This window comes from Pseudochrobactrum lubricantis (assembly GCF_041929865.1).
Classification (GTDB): domain Bacteria; phylum Pseudomonadota; class Alphaproteobacteria; order Rhizobiales; family Rhizobiaceae; genus Pseudochrobactrum; species Pseudochrobactrum saccharolyticum.
Map to the genome: position 1 here is coordinate 20,821 of NZ_JBHEEE010000008.1, position 18,268 is coordinate 39,088.

The window sequence follows — 18,268 nt, forward strand, 5'->3', positions numbered from 1 at the left end:
TCATGTCATTTCTTAAAATTACAAACCTTCGCAAGTCATACGGCGCGGTAGAAATTCTCAAAGATATCAGTCTTGAGGTTGAGGAGGGCGGTTTTCTGGTGCTTGTCGGGCCGTCCGGCTGCGGAAAATCCACTTTGCTCAACACGATTGCCGGACTGGAGCCGATCAGCGCGGGTGATATTGCTATTAATGGTCAAGCGGTCGCTGATCTGCCGCCGTCCAAACGTGATATTGCCATGGTATTTCAGTCCTATGCGCTTTATCCGAATATGACGGTTGCCGGAAATATCGCATTCGGCATGGAAGTGCGCGGCGTTCCGAAAGATGAACGTGAAAAGGTCATTCGCGACGTATCGGAAATGCTGCAGATCGGGCATTTACTGGATCGCAAACCCAGCCAGCTCTCCGGCGGTCAGCGCCAGCGTGTGGCAATGGGGCGGGCGCTGGTGCGCAATCCGCAGGTCTTTCTGTTTGATGAACCATTATCCAATCTTGATGCCAAGCTGCGTGTGGATATGCGCACCGAGATCAAACGTCTGCATCAGCGTATGAAAACCACAATCGTTTATGTGACCCATGACCAGATTGAAGCGATGACACTGGCAACAAAAATTGCCGTTCTCAAAGACGGAATTCTGCAGCAATTCGGCACTCCGGCAGAAATTTATAACAGTCCGGTCAATATGTTCGTAGCGGATTTTATGGGGTCGCCAGCTATGAATTTGCTGACCGCAACCGTAGAAAACAGTGAGCAGGGGCTGCAGATTTCACTCGAACGGCCAGATAGCGACCCGCTGAAATTGCCGGTGCCTGCGAGACAGAAGGAACTGGACGCCTATGCTGGTAAACAAGTGGTCTTCGGTATTCGTCCTGAGGCGCTGACTGATCCTGACGGCACAGACCGTAATGCGGGCACTATCGCGGAAGGTGACTGCCACATTGAGGTTGTGGAACCAGCCGGATCGGACACTTTTGCCGTGACCAAGCTCGGCGGTAAGGAAGTGGTAGCGCGATTGCGGGCAGATGCGCATATCCATGCAGGGCAGACCGCGCGGCTGGCCTTTAATCTGGATAAAGCCGTGTTCTTTGATCCGCAAACGCAACAGCGTATTGCGTGAGATAAGTGCATGGGTACTTTCTCATCCAGGCAGCCGGATATTGTCATTATCGGTTCAGGTATCGGCGGGGCAACAATCGCTTCGGGGCTGGCGGCGAGCGGCGCTGATATTCTGATCCTTGAGGCTGGCGGGCATTTGCCGGACAGACCGGAAAATCGCGATCAGGCTGCAATTTTTCAGCGCGGCTTTTTCCGGCCAGACGAGTTTTGGTATGAGAAAAGCGCCCGTGCAGGCGGATATACAGCTTTTAATCCCGGTAATTATTACAATGTCGGCGGCAATTCAAAATTCTATGGTGCGGTGCTGTTGCGTTACCGTGCCGAGGATTTTGAGGAGATGCAACACAGGGAGGGCGTGTCTCCTGCATGGCCGTTCGCCTATGAAGAGCTTGAGCCGTGGTATTCTGAAGCCGAGCAGCTTTATCAGGTGCGGGGCGCTGCGGGTGACGATCCGACTGAGCCGAAACATTCTCAGCCTTATGCCTTTCCGCCTGTGCCTGAAGAGCCTGCAATTGCTAAGGTAAGGGCACGGCTGAAGGCTAATGGTTTGCAGCCTTTTTCACTGCCTCTGGGTGTGGATGTGGAGCGTTGGTTGCGCAAGGCGAAAACGCCGTGGGATGCGCATCCCAATTGCGATGACGGCAAAATGGATGCCGAAACGACTGCGCTGGCCAAAGCCTTGCAGCATTCCAATATCCGTTTGCAAACCGGTTCACGGGTGACAAAACTGAACACGGCGGCTGACGGCAGGCATATTGAGAGTGTCTGCTATGTGAAAGACGGCACTGAGCATCGCCTGACACCGAAACTGGTAATCCTGTCTGCGGGGGCGGTGCAATCTGCCGCTTTGCTGCTGCGCTCAGCCAATGCGCAGCACGTTCAGGGACTGGCCAATTCCTCAGGGCAGGTTGGTCGTAACTTCATGAACCATAATGCGAGTGCGGTTCTGGCCGTGTCGCCATGGTATAAAAACACGTCTGTTTATCAAAAGACTTTCGGCCTCAATGACTTCTATCTTTCCGATGGTCAGGGTGGCGCACCTTTAGGGAATGTGCAGCTTCTGGGACGTGTTTCCGGGCAGATTCTCAAAGCCAGCCTGCCGCAAGTACCGCTATGGATGCTGAACAAACTCTCCGCCCATGCCATCGATTTCTACGCGATGAGCGAGGATCTTCCGCATCCGGACAGCCGGATTATGGTGGATGGCGAACGCATCATCATGCAGTGGCAGCGTACCAACTGGCAGGCGCATCTTGATCTGGTGAAAAAGCTGAAGACAGTGCTGAAGGCGGCTGGCTTTCCGCTCGTTTTGTCCCGTGTTTTTGACAAGCGTACACCGTCACATCAATGCGGAACGGTGCGGATGGGGAGTGATCCGGCACAGGCACCGCTGGATGTTTTTTGCCGTGCCTATGACCATCCCAATTTGTTTGTGGTTGATGCATCTTTTCTGCCGACATCTGCGGCGGTTAATCCTGCACTCACAATTGCTGCACAGGCATTGCGGGTGGCCGCACATATTTCTGCAAAGGATTTGCAGTCATGACAGTTGCACAGCGTCCTGTTGCTTTGATTACCGGCGGCCGTCGCGGTATTGGCTTCGCGACTGCCAAAGCGCTTGCGCAGTCGGGATTTGATATAGCGGTCACCGGAATAGAGGCCGTTCAGACTGACGATCCTGTACTCGCGGAACTCGGTGCGCTGGGTGCCGATGCGCATTACTGGCAGTCGGATTTGTCTGATATCAGTCAGCATCAAACAACGGTTGATGCGATATTTCAGCACTTTGGCACAATTGATTGCCTTGTGAATAATGCGGGTATCGGCTCGGTTATACGCGGGGATTTTCTGGAGTTGCTTCCGGAGAAATTTGACACGGTCATGAATGTTAATCTGCGGGGTACAATCTTTTTTACGCAGGCTGTTGTACGCTCAATGTTGGCGGTGAAGCACAGTCAGAAACCCCGTACAATCATTAATATTACCTCGGTTTCCGCATCTGCCAGTTCACCCGAGCGGTTGGATTATTGTGTCAGCAAAGCAGGTTTATCGGCTTTCAGTCAGGGGCTGGCTTTGCGGCTTGCTCAGAGTGGTATTGCGGTTTTTGAGGTTCGTCCCGGCATTATCCGCACAGATATGACTGCAAAAGTCTCAGAAAAATATGATGCGCTGATTGCTGAAGGACTGGTGCCGGTCGGACGTTGGGGAGAGGCGGCGGATATCGGAGCGATTTGTGCCGGTCTTGCTTCCGGTGCCATGCATTTTGCCACGGGAACAGTGATTGCTGCGGATGGCGGCCTGTCAATTGCGCGCTTCTGACGTGCATTTCTGAAATGACCTGATTTAAGGATCAGAACCATGCATTATGATTATATTATCACCGGTGCGGGGCCTGCCGGTTGTGTTCTGGCAAACCGCTTGTCAGAAGATTCTGATGTTAAAGTTTTGCTGCTGGAAGCCGGTGGCAGCGATCGCAATCCGTTGTTTCATATGCCTGCAGGCTTTGCCAAGATGACCAAAGGTGTTGCCAGCTGGGGCTGGGAGACTGTTCCGCAAAAACATATGAAGGGGCGGGTGCTGCGCTATACGCAGGCTAAAGTCATCGGCGGCGGTTCGACGATTAATGCCCAGCTTTATACACGCGGTAATGCGGCGGATTATGATCTCTGGGCTGAAGAAGACGGTTGCAAAGGCTGGAGCTATCGCGAGGTTCTGCCATATTTCAAATGTGCTGAGGATAATCAGCGTTTTGCTGATGATTATCATGCCTATGGCGGGCCGCTTGGCGTGTCGATGCCGGTTTCTGCCTTGCCGATTTGCGATGCTTATATCCGCGCGGGGCAGGAGCTTGGTATTCCTTATAATCATGATTTTAATGGTAAGACACAGGCCGGTGTCGGGTTTTATCAGCTGACGCAACGTAACCGCCGCCGCTCTTCGGCAGCACTTGCTTATCTTGAGCCGGTTAAAAACCGCAAGAACCTGACAATCCGGCTCGGTGCTGCCGTAACGCGCATTGTGCTGGAGGGATCACAGGCAGTTGGTGTGGAAATTGTCACTGCCAAAGGCACAGAGATTATCCGCGCTGAGCGCGAAGTTCTGGTGTGTTCCGGTGCTATCGGCTCGCCGAAACTATTGCTGCAATCGGGCATTGGTCCTGCGGATCATCTGAAATCTGCCGGTGTTGCGGTTCAGCACGATCTGGCCGGTGTGGGTTCCAATATGCAGGATCATCTTGACCTGTTTGTGATTTCAGAATGCACGGGCGATCATACCTATGACAATGTCGCCAAGCTGCATCGCACATTGTGGGCAGGGCTGGAATATATGTTGTTCCGCTCAGGGCCTGTCGCATCCAGCCTGTTTGAGACCGGCGGTTTCTGGTATGCAGACCCGCAAGCACGTTCGCCGGATATTCAGTTTCATCTTGGCCTCGGCTCCGGTATCGAAGCCGGTGTTGCAAAACTTAAAAATGCCGGTGTCACGCTTAATTCCGCCTATCTGCATCCACGTTCGCGCGGCACGGTGCGGTTGCGGTCTGCTGATCCGGCGGCTGCGCCGCTGATTGACCCGAATTACTGGTCTGATCCCCATGATGTTAAAATGTCGATTGAGGGATTGAAAATCGCACGCGAAATTTTCGATCAGGCGGCTTTGAAACCTTTTATTCTGGCGGAAAAACTACCGGGTAAGCAGGTGGTGAGCGATCAGGACTTGTTTGATTATGGTTGTGCCAATGCGAAAACCGATCATCATCCGGTAGGCACCTGCAAAATGGGAACGGGTGAAGATGCCGTTGTCGGTCTTGATCTTAAAGTTCATGGGCTGGAGGGACTGCGTGTCTGTGACAGTTCGGTGATGCCGCGCGTGCCGTCCTGCAATACCAATGCGCCAACCATTATGGTGGGGGAAAAAGCAGCGGATATTATCCGCGGTTTACCGCCGCTGCCTGCCGTGATTTTTGCTGATGAGCGCAATGATTACCGTCCGCGTGCACGCACACAAATTAGATAGGCAACCTTATGATCCGTCACTGTGTCTTCATTCACTTTAAAGCATCGGTTTCACAGGCTGAGAAGGATGCGATTTTTGCAGAAATCGTGGCATTAAAATTTCGCTTAAAAGGGCTCCTCGCCGTGCATCTTGGTAAGAATGTCAGCCCTGAAACCGGCATGGATAAAGGTTATTCGGAAGGTTTTATTGTGGATTTTGCTGATGCTGAATCCCGTGATACCTATCTTGCTGATCCTGAGCATCAGCAAACCGGCGCGAAAATTGTGGCTGCGGCGCAGGGCGGTACAGGTGGTGTGCTGGTCTATGATCTGGAAATAAAAACCGTTTGAACATTGCTTGCTGTTGCAGCTTTTTTAATCCGGTTGCACAATTTATTTTTGTCTTATCATGTTATTTATTGGAAATGCCAGCTGAATACTTCGGACGGAAGTTGACCCGCTGCCATAATCATCTATTTTCTCAATAGATTCTTAATTTATCGGCAAGGGGCATGCCTGCTTATGCGTAATATTGCACTTCTCACGACTTCAGCGCTTTCCGGTCTGGCTATGATGTGTAACGCAATGGCTGCCGATGTGGCTCAGCCGCAATATATTGCCGAAGATGGCTGGAAGATTATCGTCAGTCCTTATGTCTGGGGTGCTTCGCTCAAAGGTAAATCTGCTCTGGCCGGTATTCATACGGATGTGAATATCCCGTTCTCCGAGATTTTTGATAATCTTGATATGGCGGTGATGGGAAATGTTGAGATTGTTAAAGGCCCGCTGGGTTTTTATATCGACGGTCAATATGTTTCCACCACACAGGATGAAAACCTGTTCGCCAATGAGCTGGCTCTGAATGTGAAGACAACCTCGATTGCCGGTGGTGCATTCTATCGCGTTTATGAGCAGGAACTGGGCGGCGTAACCGTTTTCAACGATCCGCAGCGTTTTACAGTCGAGCCGACAGTGGGTGTACGCTGGACAAAGATCAAAGCTGATCTTGCTGTCGGAAGATTCAGTGTCACCAAAAAAGCAGAATGGACAGATCCGTTTATCGGTGTGCGCCTGAAAACTGACATGAACGAGCGCTGGAATCTGTCCGGTGAGGCTGATATCGGCGGTTTTGGCGTCGGCTCCAAACTCAGCGTGAATGCGCAGGCCTATCTCGGCTACCGGACTTTCCTGTTTGACCGCCCGACCAATCTGCGCATTGGCTACCGCGTTCTGTCGCAGGATTATCAGGGTGATGATTTTACCGGACACACTTTTAAATGGGATGTCGTGCAGCACGGGCCGGTTCTCGGTCTGTCCATGCGGTTCTGATCTTATTCAAAAAGCGGGGTTTTCTGATGTTTCTGCACCGTAAAGCGGTTCGTTCCGCGCTTGTGGCTAAAACAGTTGCATTGTCCTTATTCGCTTCGCCGCTGATCGCGGAAGCCTGCACCCGTGTCGTCTATCAGGGTGCAAATGATGATGTGATCACGGCACGTTCCATGGACTGGAAAGTGGATGTTGCGACCAATCTCTGGCTGTTTCCGAAGGGCATGAAGCGGAATGGCGAGGCCGGTGAAAACTCGATTGAGTGGACATCGAAATATGGCAGCGTCATCGCTTCGGGCTATGATATTGCAACCACAGACGGCATGAATGAAGTCGGGCTTTCTGCCAGCGTTTTATGGCTGGTAGAATCTGAATATCCGGAATTTACAAAAGACAAGCCCGGCCTGACAATTGCTGCCTGGGCGCAATATGTGCTTGATAATTATGCAACGGTGGAAGAAGCCGTTGCCGCGCTGAAGACCGAGCCTTATACGATTGTTACCGATAAGGTTCCGGGTGAAAGCAGACTGGCAACGCTGCATCTGGCCATTTCCGATGCGAGTGGTGACAGCGCAATTATCGAATATATCGACGGCAAGCAGGTTATTCATCACAACCGTAAATATCAGGTCATGACGAATTCCCCGACTTTTGACCAGCAGCTGGCACTGAACAGCTATTGGCAGCAGATCGGCGGCACAGTCATGCTGCCGGGCACCAATCGTGCCGCAGACCGTTTTGCCCGCGCATCATTCTATATTAATGCCATTCCGAAGAGCGAAAATCCGGATGTGGCGCTGGCAAGTGTGTTTGGCGTTATTCGCAATGTGTCGGTGCCATATGGTATTACCACACCGGATCAGCCGAATATCTCTTCCACACGTTGGAGAACTGTGGCCGATCAGAAGCGCAAACTTTATTTCTTTGAGTCTGCACTCACACCCAATACATTCTGGGTCGATCTGAAAGGCATGGACTTCTCCGCTGAGACCGGTAAGGTCAAAAAACTCGATCTGGGTGAAAATCAGACCAATGTCTTTGCCGGCAATGTGAATGAGCAGTTTAAGGAAACAGAGCCGTTTCAGTTTCTCGGGCTCGAATAAGCACTTTCACTAGCACTCAAACGAAAAAGACCGTTATGCAGACATTGCGAACGGTCTTTTTTGTGGCTTGATATGTCCGTGCGCATGCACTCGGCTTAACCGGTGGTGTTGCGGTTGTGGCCGAGGCTTTGCTGGTTGAGCACCACCTGATTACGGCCGTTTGCTTTTGCCTGATACAGGCTTTGATCTGCCATGCGGATGAGCTGTGCGGTAGTCACAATGCCGGAGGAAAGGGCGATGCCGATGCTGATTGTCAGCGGATAAGGCTGATCCGGCAGGGGCATGAAATTGATTGCCTCAACGCTCTTGCGTAATTGCTCGGCAATATTCTGCGCCTCAGCCATATTGGTATTGCTGAGGAATACGGCAAATTCTTCACCACCGATACGGCCGATAAGGTCATCCACCCGCAATGGCGAGCGGAGCGCGCTGACAATTGCAGTCAGAGCTTTGTCACCGGCGTGATGACCGTAAAGATCATTGATGTTTTTAAAATTATCGGCGTCTATCACCAGCAATGCTGCTTGCGTGCAGTTTTTGTTGGCGTGTTTGACCTGCTCGAGAAAAGCATTTCTGTTCAGAAGACCGGTCATGCTGTCAGTGTCGGCGCGTATCTGCAACAGCCTGTTAGCCTCTGTCAGCTCGTCTGATGTCTTTTTCAGTTTGGCGTTTTGTATGAAAATATACATGCTGATCGGAAAGCCGGTCAGTACAGGCATAATTGAATTCATCAGAAAGACAAAAGCAGTGAAGGGCTGGCCGGATGCATAACGGATGCTGAATGAAAATATCTGGCTCAACGCGACGACCAAGGCAGTCACGAATGTTGCTTTTAAAAGAATTTGATACACATCAGCCCCCAGACCATTGCTAAGGTTGCTCTTAAGCAGCTTTCCTAATTATGACCAGCAAGTTTGCCCGATTATGAGGGCAAGTTTTTTAAATTGCTTTTTTATTTTGAGAGCATATTGGCTCTGTTTTAAATTAGATAATTCAAATATTTATTGATTTTTTTAAAACTAGTAATTTATGCTGTTTACAGCAGGATTGCGCTCAAAATAATTTATGCGGATTTTCATTCTTGTGAAAGCTGATGGTTATGACTGGCTTCGAAATTAAACCTCTGCCTTATGATAATAGACGTATCGCACAGCTGCGCGATCTTTTGGTTGAAACAGTCGCCAGCGGCGGGTCTGTCAGCTTCATGCATCCTCTTGAGCCGGAAACGGCAGAGGCATTCTGGGAGGGTGCGATGAACTCTGCGCAGAACGGAGAGCGGATTATTCTCGGTGCTTTTGACGGTGAGAAGCTTGCCGGTACAGTCAGTCTGGTTCTGGTGCAGACCGCGAACCAGCCGCATCGTGCGGAGATCAGCAAGCTGATGACCTCTGTCTCCTGTCGCGGGCGCGGTGTGGCAACATTGCTGATGCAGGCTGCGGAAGCTCTGGCATTGCAGCATGGCCGCACACATCTGATGCTTGATACGGCAAGCGACAGTCTTGCGGTATCAGTTTATGAGCGGCTGGGCTTTAAACGGGTCGGCGAGGTGCCGGATTTCGCTCTCGATCCTTTCGGCACTTTGACCGGTACGATCTATTTCTGGAAAGACCTGAAATCTGTTTAGAGCAAGCGCAGCGTGTGCAATTAAACGCGACACGCTCTAGTCCTGCGCGACAGTGACTTCGACATGTTCCGGATGAATGTCCACGCGTATCAGCGGTGTGCCGTTTTCAATAATTGCGCGGTCGCGGTCGGAAAGTGAGCCTTCGGAAAGCATTTTCTCCAGCTTTGCGCGGTTCGCCTTGTCGTTGAAAAACACATCGGATTCATCTTCCGGATCCATTTTGCCAAAAATGTAAAAATTGGCACGATCCTGACGGATAATCGTGGCTGCGGAATTCAGCGCCACGCCTGATGAGTTGTAATGATCCTGTTTGCTCAAGCGTGCCCAGTATGTATCTATGGGCTGTGCCCAGACATTCGTCGTCATACCCAGTACCGAAACAGACAAAAACACCACTCGCAACATATTGCTCCCCCCATAGTCCTGTTGCTTTCTATAATCCATTTTTGGCAGAAATGGAAATATTGTCACTGGCAGGTGGTTTTTGTTTTAAGTGAAAATAATTTGTTATTTTGAAAGATAAAAACACCAACATAAGCTGCCGGTGCATAAAATATTGCTCGTTTATCGACAGATCATAAAGAGAGATACTTCTATGAAATTCAAAACACTGGTTGCTGCATCCTTTTCTGCACTGCTCATCTCTGCTGCTGCAAGTTCCGCAGCATCTGCCTGCACGCAGGAAGAACTGACCAAGAAAGCAACAGACTTAACTGCTGCAATTCAGGAAGTGTTGACGAAAGATCCGAGCCGCGCTCAGGAAATTATGACAAAGTCGCAGGAAATGCAGACCAAATATCAGGGTACCACTGATATGAATGAAGCCTGCAAGGCTTATGACGAGCTGCTGGAAAGCATCAAAAAATAATATCCGGTCTTTGTTCCGGAGCAGGCGGCGGTTCCCGTTTTGCTTTTCCGGCGATTAGGTCCCGACGGAAAAGTGCGCTCCGGAAGAATGATTGAGATAAAAAAACGGGGAAGACCGTAAGGTCTTCCCCGTTCTCTTTTCTAGGCCGATTATGCGGCCATTTTTTTCGGCAGGCGCGGCAGTAAGATTGTCAGCACGCCGAGCAGTGGCAGGAATGAACACAGCCAATAGACATATTCAATGCCGTGGCTGTCGGCAAAATCGCCGAGCAATGCAGCCCCGATACCGCCCGCACCGAATGCGAAGCCGAAGAATACACCGGCGATCATGCCGACACGTCCCGGTACCAGCTCCTGTGCAAAGACCACAATTGCGGAGAATGCCGAGGAGAAGATAATACCGATGACAACGGCCAGAACACAGGTCCAGAACAGGTTGGCATAAGGCATCATCAGGGCGAAAGGAATAACGCCGAGGATCGAGAACCAGATGACGAAACGGGCGCCCATTCTGTCACCGATCGGACCACCGATGAAAACACCGGCTGCCGATGCACCGAGGAACAGGAACAGCATCAGCTGGGCATTTTGTACCGTGACATCGAATTTCTCGATGACGAAGAAGGTGAAATAGCTGGAAATACTGGCCATATACACATTCTTGGTCGTGGTGAGCAGCACCAGAACCAAAATGGCGAACATCACGCGTCCCTGCGGCAGCGGCAGAGTGCGGTCTGCAGCAGGTTTGTTTTTGCTCTGACGCTGTTTCTCAGCATACCAGCGGCTGACGCGGGTCAGCGCGATAAAGCCGAAAACCGCAATGATTGCCAGCCATGCAACGCTCGACTGACCATTTGGCAGAATGATGAAAGCGGCAAGCAGAGGGCCGAGTGCCGAGCCGAAATTGCCGCCGACCTGAAACAGGGACTGGGCAAAGCCGTGGCGACCACCGGAGGCAATACGCGCCACACGTGAAGCCTCTGGATGAAAGATCGCCGATCCCAGACCAATCAGGCTGGAGCCGATCAGCAGCACCGTATAGCTGTCGGCATTGGCGAGCAGCAAAAGGCCGGTGAATGTGCTGACACTGGAGAGCGGCAGAGAATAAGGCATCGGCCAGCGGTCGGTGATAATGCCGATGACCGGTTGCAGAAGGGAGGCCGTGATCTGGAAGGTCATGGTCAGGAAGCCGATCTGACGGAAATCCAGATTATAATTGGTTTTAATCAACGGATAGATCGCTGACAGCAGCGATTGCATAATATCGTTGAACATGTGGCAGAAGCTGACAACCACAATCAGTGAAACAGTTGTGGCTTCAGTTATTTTTGGTGACTGGCTGGTCACGGTCGTCATTGCAAGTGCTCCGGATATGTTATGCCTTTTTTGAAGTCACGCGCTGTCCGGCATCAGCCGGATATATGCATTCTTTCTGTAAGTCAGAGGTCAATATTTCATGTAGCGTTCAGCGCCGATAAAGATGATGCTCTGTGCCTTATCTGACCGGATGCCGCTTTTTGATTTTTCTCTGACTGGCAGCATTCTGCTTAGTCCGCTTTTCTCTGGCCTGCTTTCGTGCTAAGGACGTAAAGTTTCTTAACTGGGCCAAATCATGCATTTAAATAGTCCTGATGATATAAATACACTGATTTCGCAGGGTTTTCATCTGATCGAACATGCCGCTGATCCGGTTGTAGCCCTTGCCAGACAATATCCGGGCGGCTTGCTGATCCCGATGCACCGCCATTCCCGAACGCAGTTTCTTTATGCGCGTTCAGGCGTTGCACTGGTTGTAACTGAGCGCGGGCGCTGGATGATCCCGCCGGATCATGCTTTGCTTATTCCGCGCGGTATCGAACATCGGGTTGAAATGTTCTCCGGTGTTGAAATGCAATCGGTCTATATGCGCGACTATGACCATAGCGGTCATCCTTGCGTGTTGTCGGTTAATGAGCTGGTGCGCAGCCTGCTCGCAGAGGTAGTGAAGCTGCAAAAACCTGATGCGGATGATGAGCGCAGTGGCTTGCTTTTTGACCTGCTGCTCCATGAGATTAAGCGCCTGCCGGTGCGTGAGCTGGGACTGCCGTTTCCGGAAAAGCCGGCACTGGCTGCATTGTGCAAAGCATTTTTAAAAGCGCCTGATCCGGCTGCGGATATTGACAGCTGGGCAGAGAAAATGGGTATGAGCCGCCGTTCTTTTACAAGGCTGTTCCGTGCGCAGACCGGTGTGAGTTTTGTGACATGGCGTCAGCAGGCCTGTATTTTCGCATCACTGCCAAAGCTTGCTTCCGGTGAGCCGATTACATCGGTTGCCTTCGATACCGGTTATGAAAGTGCTGCGGCCTATACGACAATGTTCAAGCGTATGCTCGGCAGTTCTCCGCGAGATTATATGCGCCAGCAAGCCGGTTATGCCGGATAAAAAGGGATGAGATATTCTTTGTTTTTACGCATGGCTTGGTACTCAAATCAGTACCCACCTATGCGAGACATGCTCTGGCATTGAACTGTTATTTAATGTACGGCAGTATATTGTGCAAACAGTGAAGAGAGCGCAAAAGCACTCCGGACTTTTTCTATTATAGTTTGCGCGTTATTTGCTCGGAGGGGGCAGAATGCACCATTTGTTCGGTATATCACCAGCTTTGATGTTCTTGCTGTTTTGTATTTGTGGCATCATTTTCTATGCAGTCGGACTGGTGTTTCTGCGCATTTTCGCAAGACAGGCATCGAAAGATATTCTGACGCTGCCGATCGCAGCATTTGTCGGCACAATTGCAACGGCATGGGCTTTGGCGCTGGGCTTTGTCGCTGCTGATATCTGGACGGTGAATGGCCGTGCAGATCAGGCCGCTAGCGAAGAACGCTCATCTATCACCCGTCTGATCGGTATGGCGCGGCCGGAGGCTCTGAATGATCCGGTTTTGCTCAAGGCGCTCACAGTTTACCGTGTAACAGTGATTTCTGAGGAATGGCATAAAGGCTACAATACCCAGCCCGCCCGCGCGGTTGAGGAGGCGTTGCAGAATATCCGTGTCTCGATGATCAGCCTTGCACGCGGCGATATACCGGGGGCATTGATGTCGCAGATGGTGCGGGATTTTGATGAAATGCAGGATGCCCGTAATGCGCGTCTTGCGTTGGGATCAAGCTCTGTCAATCATTACAAGTGGTATCTGGTATTTTTCCTGACTGTTTTGACTCTGGTCGTTATAGCCTCTGTTCATGCGGACAGGCCGAAAGCAGGGCGCAAAGCGCTCGCCATTTATATTGTGACTGCAACGATGAGTATGTGGATTCTGGCGATCCATACCAGCCCTTATCGCGGTGTCGGGCGTATTGATCCGACCGTGCTGTTTACGAGCCAGAAAAATGCGATGAGCTTGCCGGAGGCTTTCCATAAAAAAGGATAGCCTATTCATTATCTGATGCCGGTTATACCGGCATCACGTCAAGCTCAGCCAGCATAGTCGCGCTGTCAGTTCAGGTGCGGTGAACCGGTTTTCCTGTATAGGAACCCGCATTTTTCGCATTGCGCTGTTGCTGGATACGGTCGCGGAACTGGTCAACAGTCATTGCCCCCTGAACATCCATAATCTGGCTGACCTGTGTTTCAGTGAGGTTTCCGGCTCCGCCTTTCAGGCGCAGGCTGACAATCGTATTGCCGAGCTTGGAGGCTTCAATGCACAGGCGGGCATCTTCCTTGCTGATGCCGTGAGAGGCAAAGGAACTGATAACGCTGCCGATAATGCCGCCTATGGCCGCGCCGGTCAGCATACCGATCGAAGCGGCAACCAGCCAGCCGGCAGTTAAAGCCGCAGAACCGACAACCGGCACCGCGATCAGGCCGAAACCTGTAATCAAACCGGCAATACCGCCAATCACAGTGCCGATACCGGCATAGTTGACGATTTCATCGCACATGGTTGTATCTTCTTCCGCAAATTTGCGGCTGACAATGACAATGTCAGAGTGAGGAAAGCCTGCAGCCTCAAGATTATGCACGACCTGTTTTGCAGAGCCGTAATGATCGTAAATTCTAGAAATAAGTTTCATTTTATTTCTCCTGCAGCGTTTGAGTACCTTTCCGGAATAAAGTCTGCCTTCTTCAAAGTTATTATCTTTGAAGTAACATGATAATTTTACCATGTTACTGAAATGATGGTATCACAATATTTTATTATTTTAAGTTGTAATTGCCGGTAATTCTTGGATCTCTGCCGTTTTGCGCTATTTTGTTGATCGCATTGTGCGGAATCCGGCTTCACACATGGTATTATGCGTTTTAAGATAAAATCTGCTTCAGCGTGAGGTTTACTGATGCTTTGGCTCCGGCTTCACTGAAGACAGGTCATTTAACGGGGCAGGGACAGCATAATGTATAAGCATATTTTGATTGCTACGGACGGATCTGAGCTTGCACAAAAAGGTCTGGAACAGGGGCTGCAACTGGCCTCTAAACTTGGAAGCAAAGTGACTATTCTGACTGTGACCGAGCCTTTTCCGATGATGGCAACTGCCAGCAGCGCAGGCTGGATTGCCAGCCCGAAAGATATCGAAATCTATAATGAAAATCAGGCGCGACAGGCGCAGGATATTCTCAAAGCGGCTGGTGAGGCGGCCACCAAAGCCGGTATTACTGCCACGCTGAAACATATTGATGAGCGCTGGCCTGCCGAGGCGATTATCGATTTCAGCCAGCACAGTGATGTTGATCTGATTGTGATGACATCCCATGGCCGCCGCGGTATCGGCCGCTTATTGCTGGGCAGCCAGACCAGTGAAGTGCTGACACATACCAAAACGGCTATATTAGTTGTGCGCTAAACGGCGACCTCTTAGCAACAGGATTTGAAAACGGCCGCAGATATAAGTCTGCGGCCGTTTCTGTTGGTTATTCTTTTGAGGCTTTCAGCACATAATTGGTATCCGGTGAAATGATAAAATCTTTCACCTTGTTGGACACAACCGCCACTTCGTTCAGCTGATAGATCATGGTGAACGGGCTGGTATCGCGGAACTCTTTCTGAAGATCCAGATATTGCTGTGCGCGCTTGTCAGCGTCTTTTTCCATAACAGCGGCCAGCGTTTTCTGGGTTAGTTCAGGAATTTCCCACGAATTGCGCCATGCACTGGTTTTTGAAACCGCATTGTCGCTATTGTCCAGATTGGTCACGAATGTATCGGCATTGGTATGCGGATCCCAGTAATCGATGCCCCACTGGCCGATATAAATATCATGCTTGCGTGCGCGATATTTGGTGAGTGTCTGTTTGCCGTCGCCCGGAATGATTTCCAGTTTGATATTGGCTTTGGCAAAAGTCTGCTGAATGGATTCTGCAATACCGGTGACCGGCTGTGTGTTGCGTACATCCATGGTAATGGTGAAACCGTCTTTCAGACCGGCTTTTTCCAGCAGTTCCTTGGCTTTTTCAACATTGAGGCTGAACGGGTTTTCGTCCGTTGAACCAAGCATACCGGCGGGCAGGAAATTCTGGTGGATCGTGCCGATGCCCTTAATCAGGGTGGACTGAATAGCGCTGTAATCCACCAGATATTTTACAGCCTGACGGACTTCCGGCTTGGACAATGTCTCGTTCTGCTGGTTGAGACTGAAATAATAGATGGTGCCTTTCGGCGCGCTGGCCGTGTGGAAGCGCTCATCTTTGGAGATGGCCTCAAGATCGCCCGGTTCGAGATTACGGGCAATGTCAATATCACCGGCATCCAGCATAATACGCTGCGATGCGCTTTCCTTCACATAGCGATAGATAATGCGCTTGAGCGGTGGTTTTTCACCGTCGTAAGACTCATTGCGCTCCATCATAATGATTTCATTCGGACGCCAGTCCTTGATTGCATAAGCGCCGGAGCCTGCATAATTACGCTTCAGCCATTCATGGCCGAAATCATTATCTGCTTTGGAATCCGCAGTCGGTGTGACCGGTTTCGCGTGTTCTTTGAGCAGCTTGCTGTCAACAACAGAGCCGACTGTGGCAGTCAGACAGTTATAAACAAAGCTTGGTGCAAAGGCTTTTTCCGAGGTGAAAATCAGCGTGTCATCATCTTTGGCAAAGACTTTCTCATCCACATTGTCTTTGGTCAGGCCGAACTGGCTGAGAATGAAAACAGGACTCTGATCGAGCTTCACCGCGCGTTGCAGCGAAAAAGCAGCATCATGTGCGGTAATCGGATTGCCGGAGGCAAATTTCTGACCTTTGCGGATTTTAAAGGTGAAAGTCTTGCCGTCTTCAGCAACTTCCCAGCTCTCGGCAATATCAGCGACCAGCTTGGACGGGTCTTTATAGTCTGTGCGCAGCAGGCGGCCATAGCTGTTGGCCAGAATTTCTGCTGTGGTAATTTCAAAGGATTCCGCCGGATCCAGCGAAATCACATCATCGGTCGCCATGGCGATCACCAGCGTATCTGCCGGTGTGGCAGCATTGGCTGCGCCCATCAGCACTGAGCCTGTTAAAGCTGTGCTGAATGCCAGCGCCAGTGCGAGCTTGTTCAGCTTGTGTTTTTTGACTGTTGTCATCAGTGTCATGCTGTAGTTCCCCTCATTCACGCGGCCGTGTTTTTGTTTTTGGCCGGCTCGGTCAGGAGCGTAACGCAACAATCTGAAAGATCAAACGAATTCTGAATAATTTTATTAGTCATGAGGATAAATAAACCCCGCCGGTGTGATCACCGGCGGGGCGTAATGTCTGGCAATAAAATAATGTCAGATAACCAGATGGGTCACAAATTTTGTGGTCAGATAGGCATTGATCGCTTCTGAGCCGCCTTCTGTGCCATAGCCGGAATCCTTGATGCCGCCGAACGGCACTTCCGGCAGCGCGAGGCCGAGATGGTTGATTGTTGTCATGCCAGCCTCAATGCGCATGCCCAGTTCGCGTGCATTTTCAGCGGAACGGGTAAAGGCATAGGACGCCAAACCAAATGGCAGGCGGTTGGCTTCATCAATCACTTCATCCAGTGTTTTGAAGGAAGAGAAGACAGCCACAGGGCCGAAAGGCTCTTCATTCATGATACGTGCGGTTTTAGGTGCATCGGCCAGCACGGTCGGCTCAAAGAAATTGCCGACATTGCCTATACGGCGGCCACCGGTCATCAGACGCGCGCCATTGTCCACGGCATCCTGAATCAGGGATTCAAGGGCAGGGATACGGCGTTCATTGGCCAGCGGCCCCATCTGCACACCCTCGTCAAAACCATTGCCGACTTTGATGGCTTTGGCTTTTTCAGTGAAGGATTCAACGACCTGCTCATAGACCTTTTCCTGCACGAGGAAGCGGGTCGGCGAAACGCAAACCTGACCGGCATTGCGGAATTTGGACATAGCCAGTGTTTTAACCGCGCCTTCCACATCGGCATCGTCAAAGATGATCGCCGGTGCGTGGCCGCCGAGTTCCATGGTCGACAGTTTCATATGCTGGCTGGCAAGACCGGCCAGCATTTTGCCGATTGGTGTAGAGCCAGTGAACGAGATTTTGCGGATTACCGGATGTGGGATCAGATATTCGGAGATTTCTGACGGTACGCCATAGACCAGATTGACCACACCGGCCGGAATACCGGCATCAACAAAAACGCGGATCAGTTCGGCAGGTGAGGCCGGTGTTTCTTCCGGCGCTTTGACAATGATTGAGCAACCGGCGGCAATGGCAGCGGAGAGCTTGCGCACCACCTGATTGATCGGGAAGTTCCATGGTGTGAAGGCCGCTACAGGGCCGACCGGCAGTTTGAATGCCATCTGCGATACACCAGCGGCTCGCGCTGGAATGATCTGACCATAGGTGCGGCGTGCTTCTTCAGCAAACCAGTCGATAATATCTGCGCCGGCAAGGATTTCGCCTTTGGCTTCCGCTACCGGCTTGCCCTGCTCAAGGGTCAGGATCGGTGCAATGGCATCTGCCCGCTCACGCAGTAAATCTGCCGCGCGGCGCATGAATTTGGAACGGTCGAATGGCGAACTAGCGCTCCAGATTTTAAAACCTTTGGCGGCGGCATCCAGTGCAGCGTCGAGATCAACTTTCTCAGCATGGGCAACCTTGCCGATCACTTCGCCGGTGGCCGGATTGAACACATCAATTGTGCGCCCGCTTTGCGCATTGCGCCATTCGCCGTTGATCAAAAGCTGGGTATCTGGATAGCGCGGTGCAGTCTGAGACATAGTTCCTCCGGTATATATGCTTGTGAGCAGCAAATGACATGCCGCAATGTAATTCTGTAGAAC

Annotated in this window: 18 protein-coding genes; 12 read left to right on the plus strand and 6 right to left on the minus strand. The window is 51.1% G+C overall.

The window, feature by feature from the left end:
- The first annotated feature begins 2 nt into the window (after positions 1-2).
- From JNC80_RS15650 to JNC80_RS15680, 7 genes are all read left to right on the plus strand, one after another.
- Positions 3-1,118, plus strand: coding sequence for an ABC transporter ATP-binding protein (locus tag JNC80_RS15650; RefSeq protein WP_376710828.1), 1,116 nt, complete (start codon positions 3-5; stop codon positions 1,116-1,118).
- A gap of 9 nt (positions 1,119-1,127) precedes the next feature.
- Positions 1,128-2,663 carry an FAD-dependent oxidoreductase gene (locus JNC80_RS15655; RefSeq protein ID WP_376710829.1) on the plus strand — a complete coding sequence of 512 codons (1,536 nt, stop codon included), beginning with the start codon at positions 1,128-1,130 and terminating at the stop codon, positions 2,661-2,663.
- Positions 2,660-3,436, plus strand: a complete 777-nt coding sequence (locus JNC80_RS15660) for a 3-ketoacyl-ACP reductase (RefSeq protein WP_376710830.1) — start codon at positions 2,660-2,662, stop codon at positions 3,434-3,436. Before JNC80_RS15655 ends, JNC80_RS15660 begins: the two co-directional genes overlap by 4 nt.
- A gap of 39 nt (positions 3,437-3,475) precedes the next feature.
- Positions 3,476-5,131 (plus strand): GMC family oxidoreductase, encoded by a 1,656-nt coding sequence (locus tag JNC80_RS15665; protein WP_376710831.1) that lies wholly within the window; start codon positions 3,476-3,478, stop codon positions 5,129-5,131.
- Between the two features lie 8 nt (positions 5,132-5,139).
- A complete protein-coding gene (locus tag JNC80_RS15670) occupies positions 5,140-5,460 on the plus strand; it encodes a Dabb family protein (protein WP_376710832.1) in 321 nt (106 codons plus the stop codon).
- A gap of 171 nt (positions 5,461-5,631) precedes the next feature.
- Positions 5,632-6,438 (plus strand): porin family protein, encoded by an 807-nt coding sequence (locus JNC80_RS15675; RefSeq protein ID WP_376710833.1) that lies wholly within the window; start codon positions 5,632-5,634, stop codon positions 6,436-6,438.
- Between the two features lie 26 nt (positions 6,439-6,464).
- Entirely contained in the window at positions 6,465-7,538 is a 1,074-nt protein-coding gene (locus tag JNC80_RS15680; protein WP_075654922.1) for a linear amide C-N hydrolase, read from the plus strand.
- Positions 7,539-7,633: 95 nt separating this feature from the next.
- On the opposite strand, the gene JNC80_RS15685 is transcribed toward JNC80_RS15680, so the two are convergent.
- A complete protein-coding gene (locus JNC80_RS15685) occupies positions 7,634-8,257 on the minus strand; it encodes a GGDEF domain-containing protein (protein WP_376710834.1) in 624 nt (207 codons plus the stop codon).
- A gap of 380 nt (positions 8,258-8,637) precedes the next feature.
- On the opposite strand from JNC80_RS15685, the gene JNC80_RS15690 reads away from it, so the two are divergent.
- Positions 8,638-9,162: a GNAT family N-acetyltransferase gene (locus JNC80_RS15690; protein ID WP_376710835.1), complete on the plus strand. Its 525-nt coding sequence runs from the start codon at positions 8,638-8,640 to the stop codon at positions 9,160-9,162.
- Positions 9,163-9,198: 36 nt separating this feature from the next.
- Here the strand turns inward: JNC80_RS15690 and JNC80_RS15695 are convergent, their stop codons facing one another.
- Positions 9,199-9,567 carry a hypothetical protein gene (locus JNC80_RS15695; RefSeq protein WP_139316356.1) on the minus strand — a complete coding sequence of 123 codons (369 nt, stop codon included), beginning with the start codon at positions 9,565-9,567 and terminating at the stop codon, positions 9,199-9,201.
- A gap of 190 nt (positions 9,568-9,757) precedes the next feature.
- On the opposite strand from JNC80_RS15695, the gene JNC80_RS15700 reads away from it, so the two are divergent.
- A complete protein-coding gene (locus JNC80_RS15700) occupies positions 9,758-10,030 on the plus strand; it encodes a hypothetical protein (protein ID WP_075654925.1) in 273 nt (90 codons plus the stop codon).
- 149 nt (positions 10,031-10,179) lie between these two features.
- On the opposite strand, the gene JNC80_RS15705 is transcribed toward JNC80_RS15700, so the two are convergent.
- Positions 10,180-11,385: an MFS transporter gene (locus tag JNC80_RS15705; RefSeq protein WP_075654926.1), complete on the minus strand. Its 1,206-nt coding sequence runs from the start codon at positions 11,383-11,385 to the stop codon at positions 10,180-10,182.
- Positions 11,386-11,641: 256 nt separating this feature from the next.
- On the opposite strand from JNC80_RS15705, the gene JNC80_RS15710 reads away from it, so the two are divergent.
- Together JNC80_RS15710 and JNC80_RS15715 are read left to right on the plus strand one after the other, a co-directional pair.
- Entirely contained in the window at positions 11,642-12,451 is an 810-nt protein-coding gene (locus JNC80_RS15710; RefSeq protein ID WP_022711695.1) for an AraC family transcriptional regulator, read from the plus strand.
- A 193-nt stretch (positions 12,452-12,644) separates the two neighbouring features.
- Complete coding sequence (locus JNC80_RS15715; RefSeq protein WP_306400994.1) at positions 12,645-13,442, plus strand: bestrophin-like domain; 798 nt, start codon at positions 12,645-12,647, stop codon at positions 13,440-13,442.
- 70 nt (positions 13,443-13,512) lie between these two features.
- On the opposite strand, the gene JNC80_RS15720 is transcribed toward JNC80_RS15715, so the two are convergent.
- Positions 13,513-14,085 (minus strand): hypothetical protein, encoded by a 573-nt coding sequence (locus JNC80_RS15720; RefSeq protein WP_022711693.1) that lies wholly within the window; start codon positions 14,083-14,085, stop codon positions 13,513-13,515.
- Between the two features lie 321 nt (positions 14,086-14,406).
- On the opposite strand from JNC80_RS15720, the gene JNC80_RS15725 reads away from it, so the two are divergent.
- On the plus strand, positions 14,407-14,856 hold the full coding sequence (locus tag JNC80_RS15725; protein ID WP_075654927.1) for a universal stress protein: 450 nt from the start codon (positions 14,407-14,409) through the stop codon (positions 14,854-14,856).
- A 67-nt stretch (positions 14,857-14,923) separates the two neighbouring features.
- On the opposite strand, the gene JNC80_RS15730 is transcribed toward JNC80_RS15725, so the two are convergent.
- Together JNC80_RS15730 and JNC80_RS15735 are read right to left on the minus strand one after the other, a co-directional pair.
- Entirely contained in the window at positions 14,924-16,567 is a 1,644-nt protein-coding gene (locus JNC80_RS15730) for an ABC transporter substrate-binding protein (protein ID WP_376710900.1), read from the minus strand.
- A gap of 186 nt (positions 16,568-16,753) precedes the next feature.
- Positions 16,754-18,205, minus strand: a complete 1,452-nt coding sequence (locus tag JNC80_RS15735; protein ID WP_075654928.1) for an NAD-dependent succinate-semialdehyde dehydrogenase — start codon at positions 18,203-18,205, stop codon at positions 16,754-16,756.
- Between the last annotated feature and the right edge of the window lie 63 nt (positions 18,206-18,268).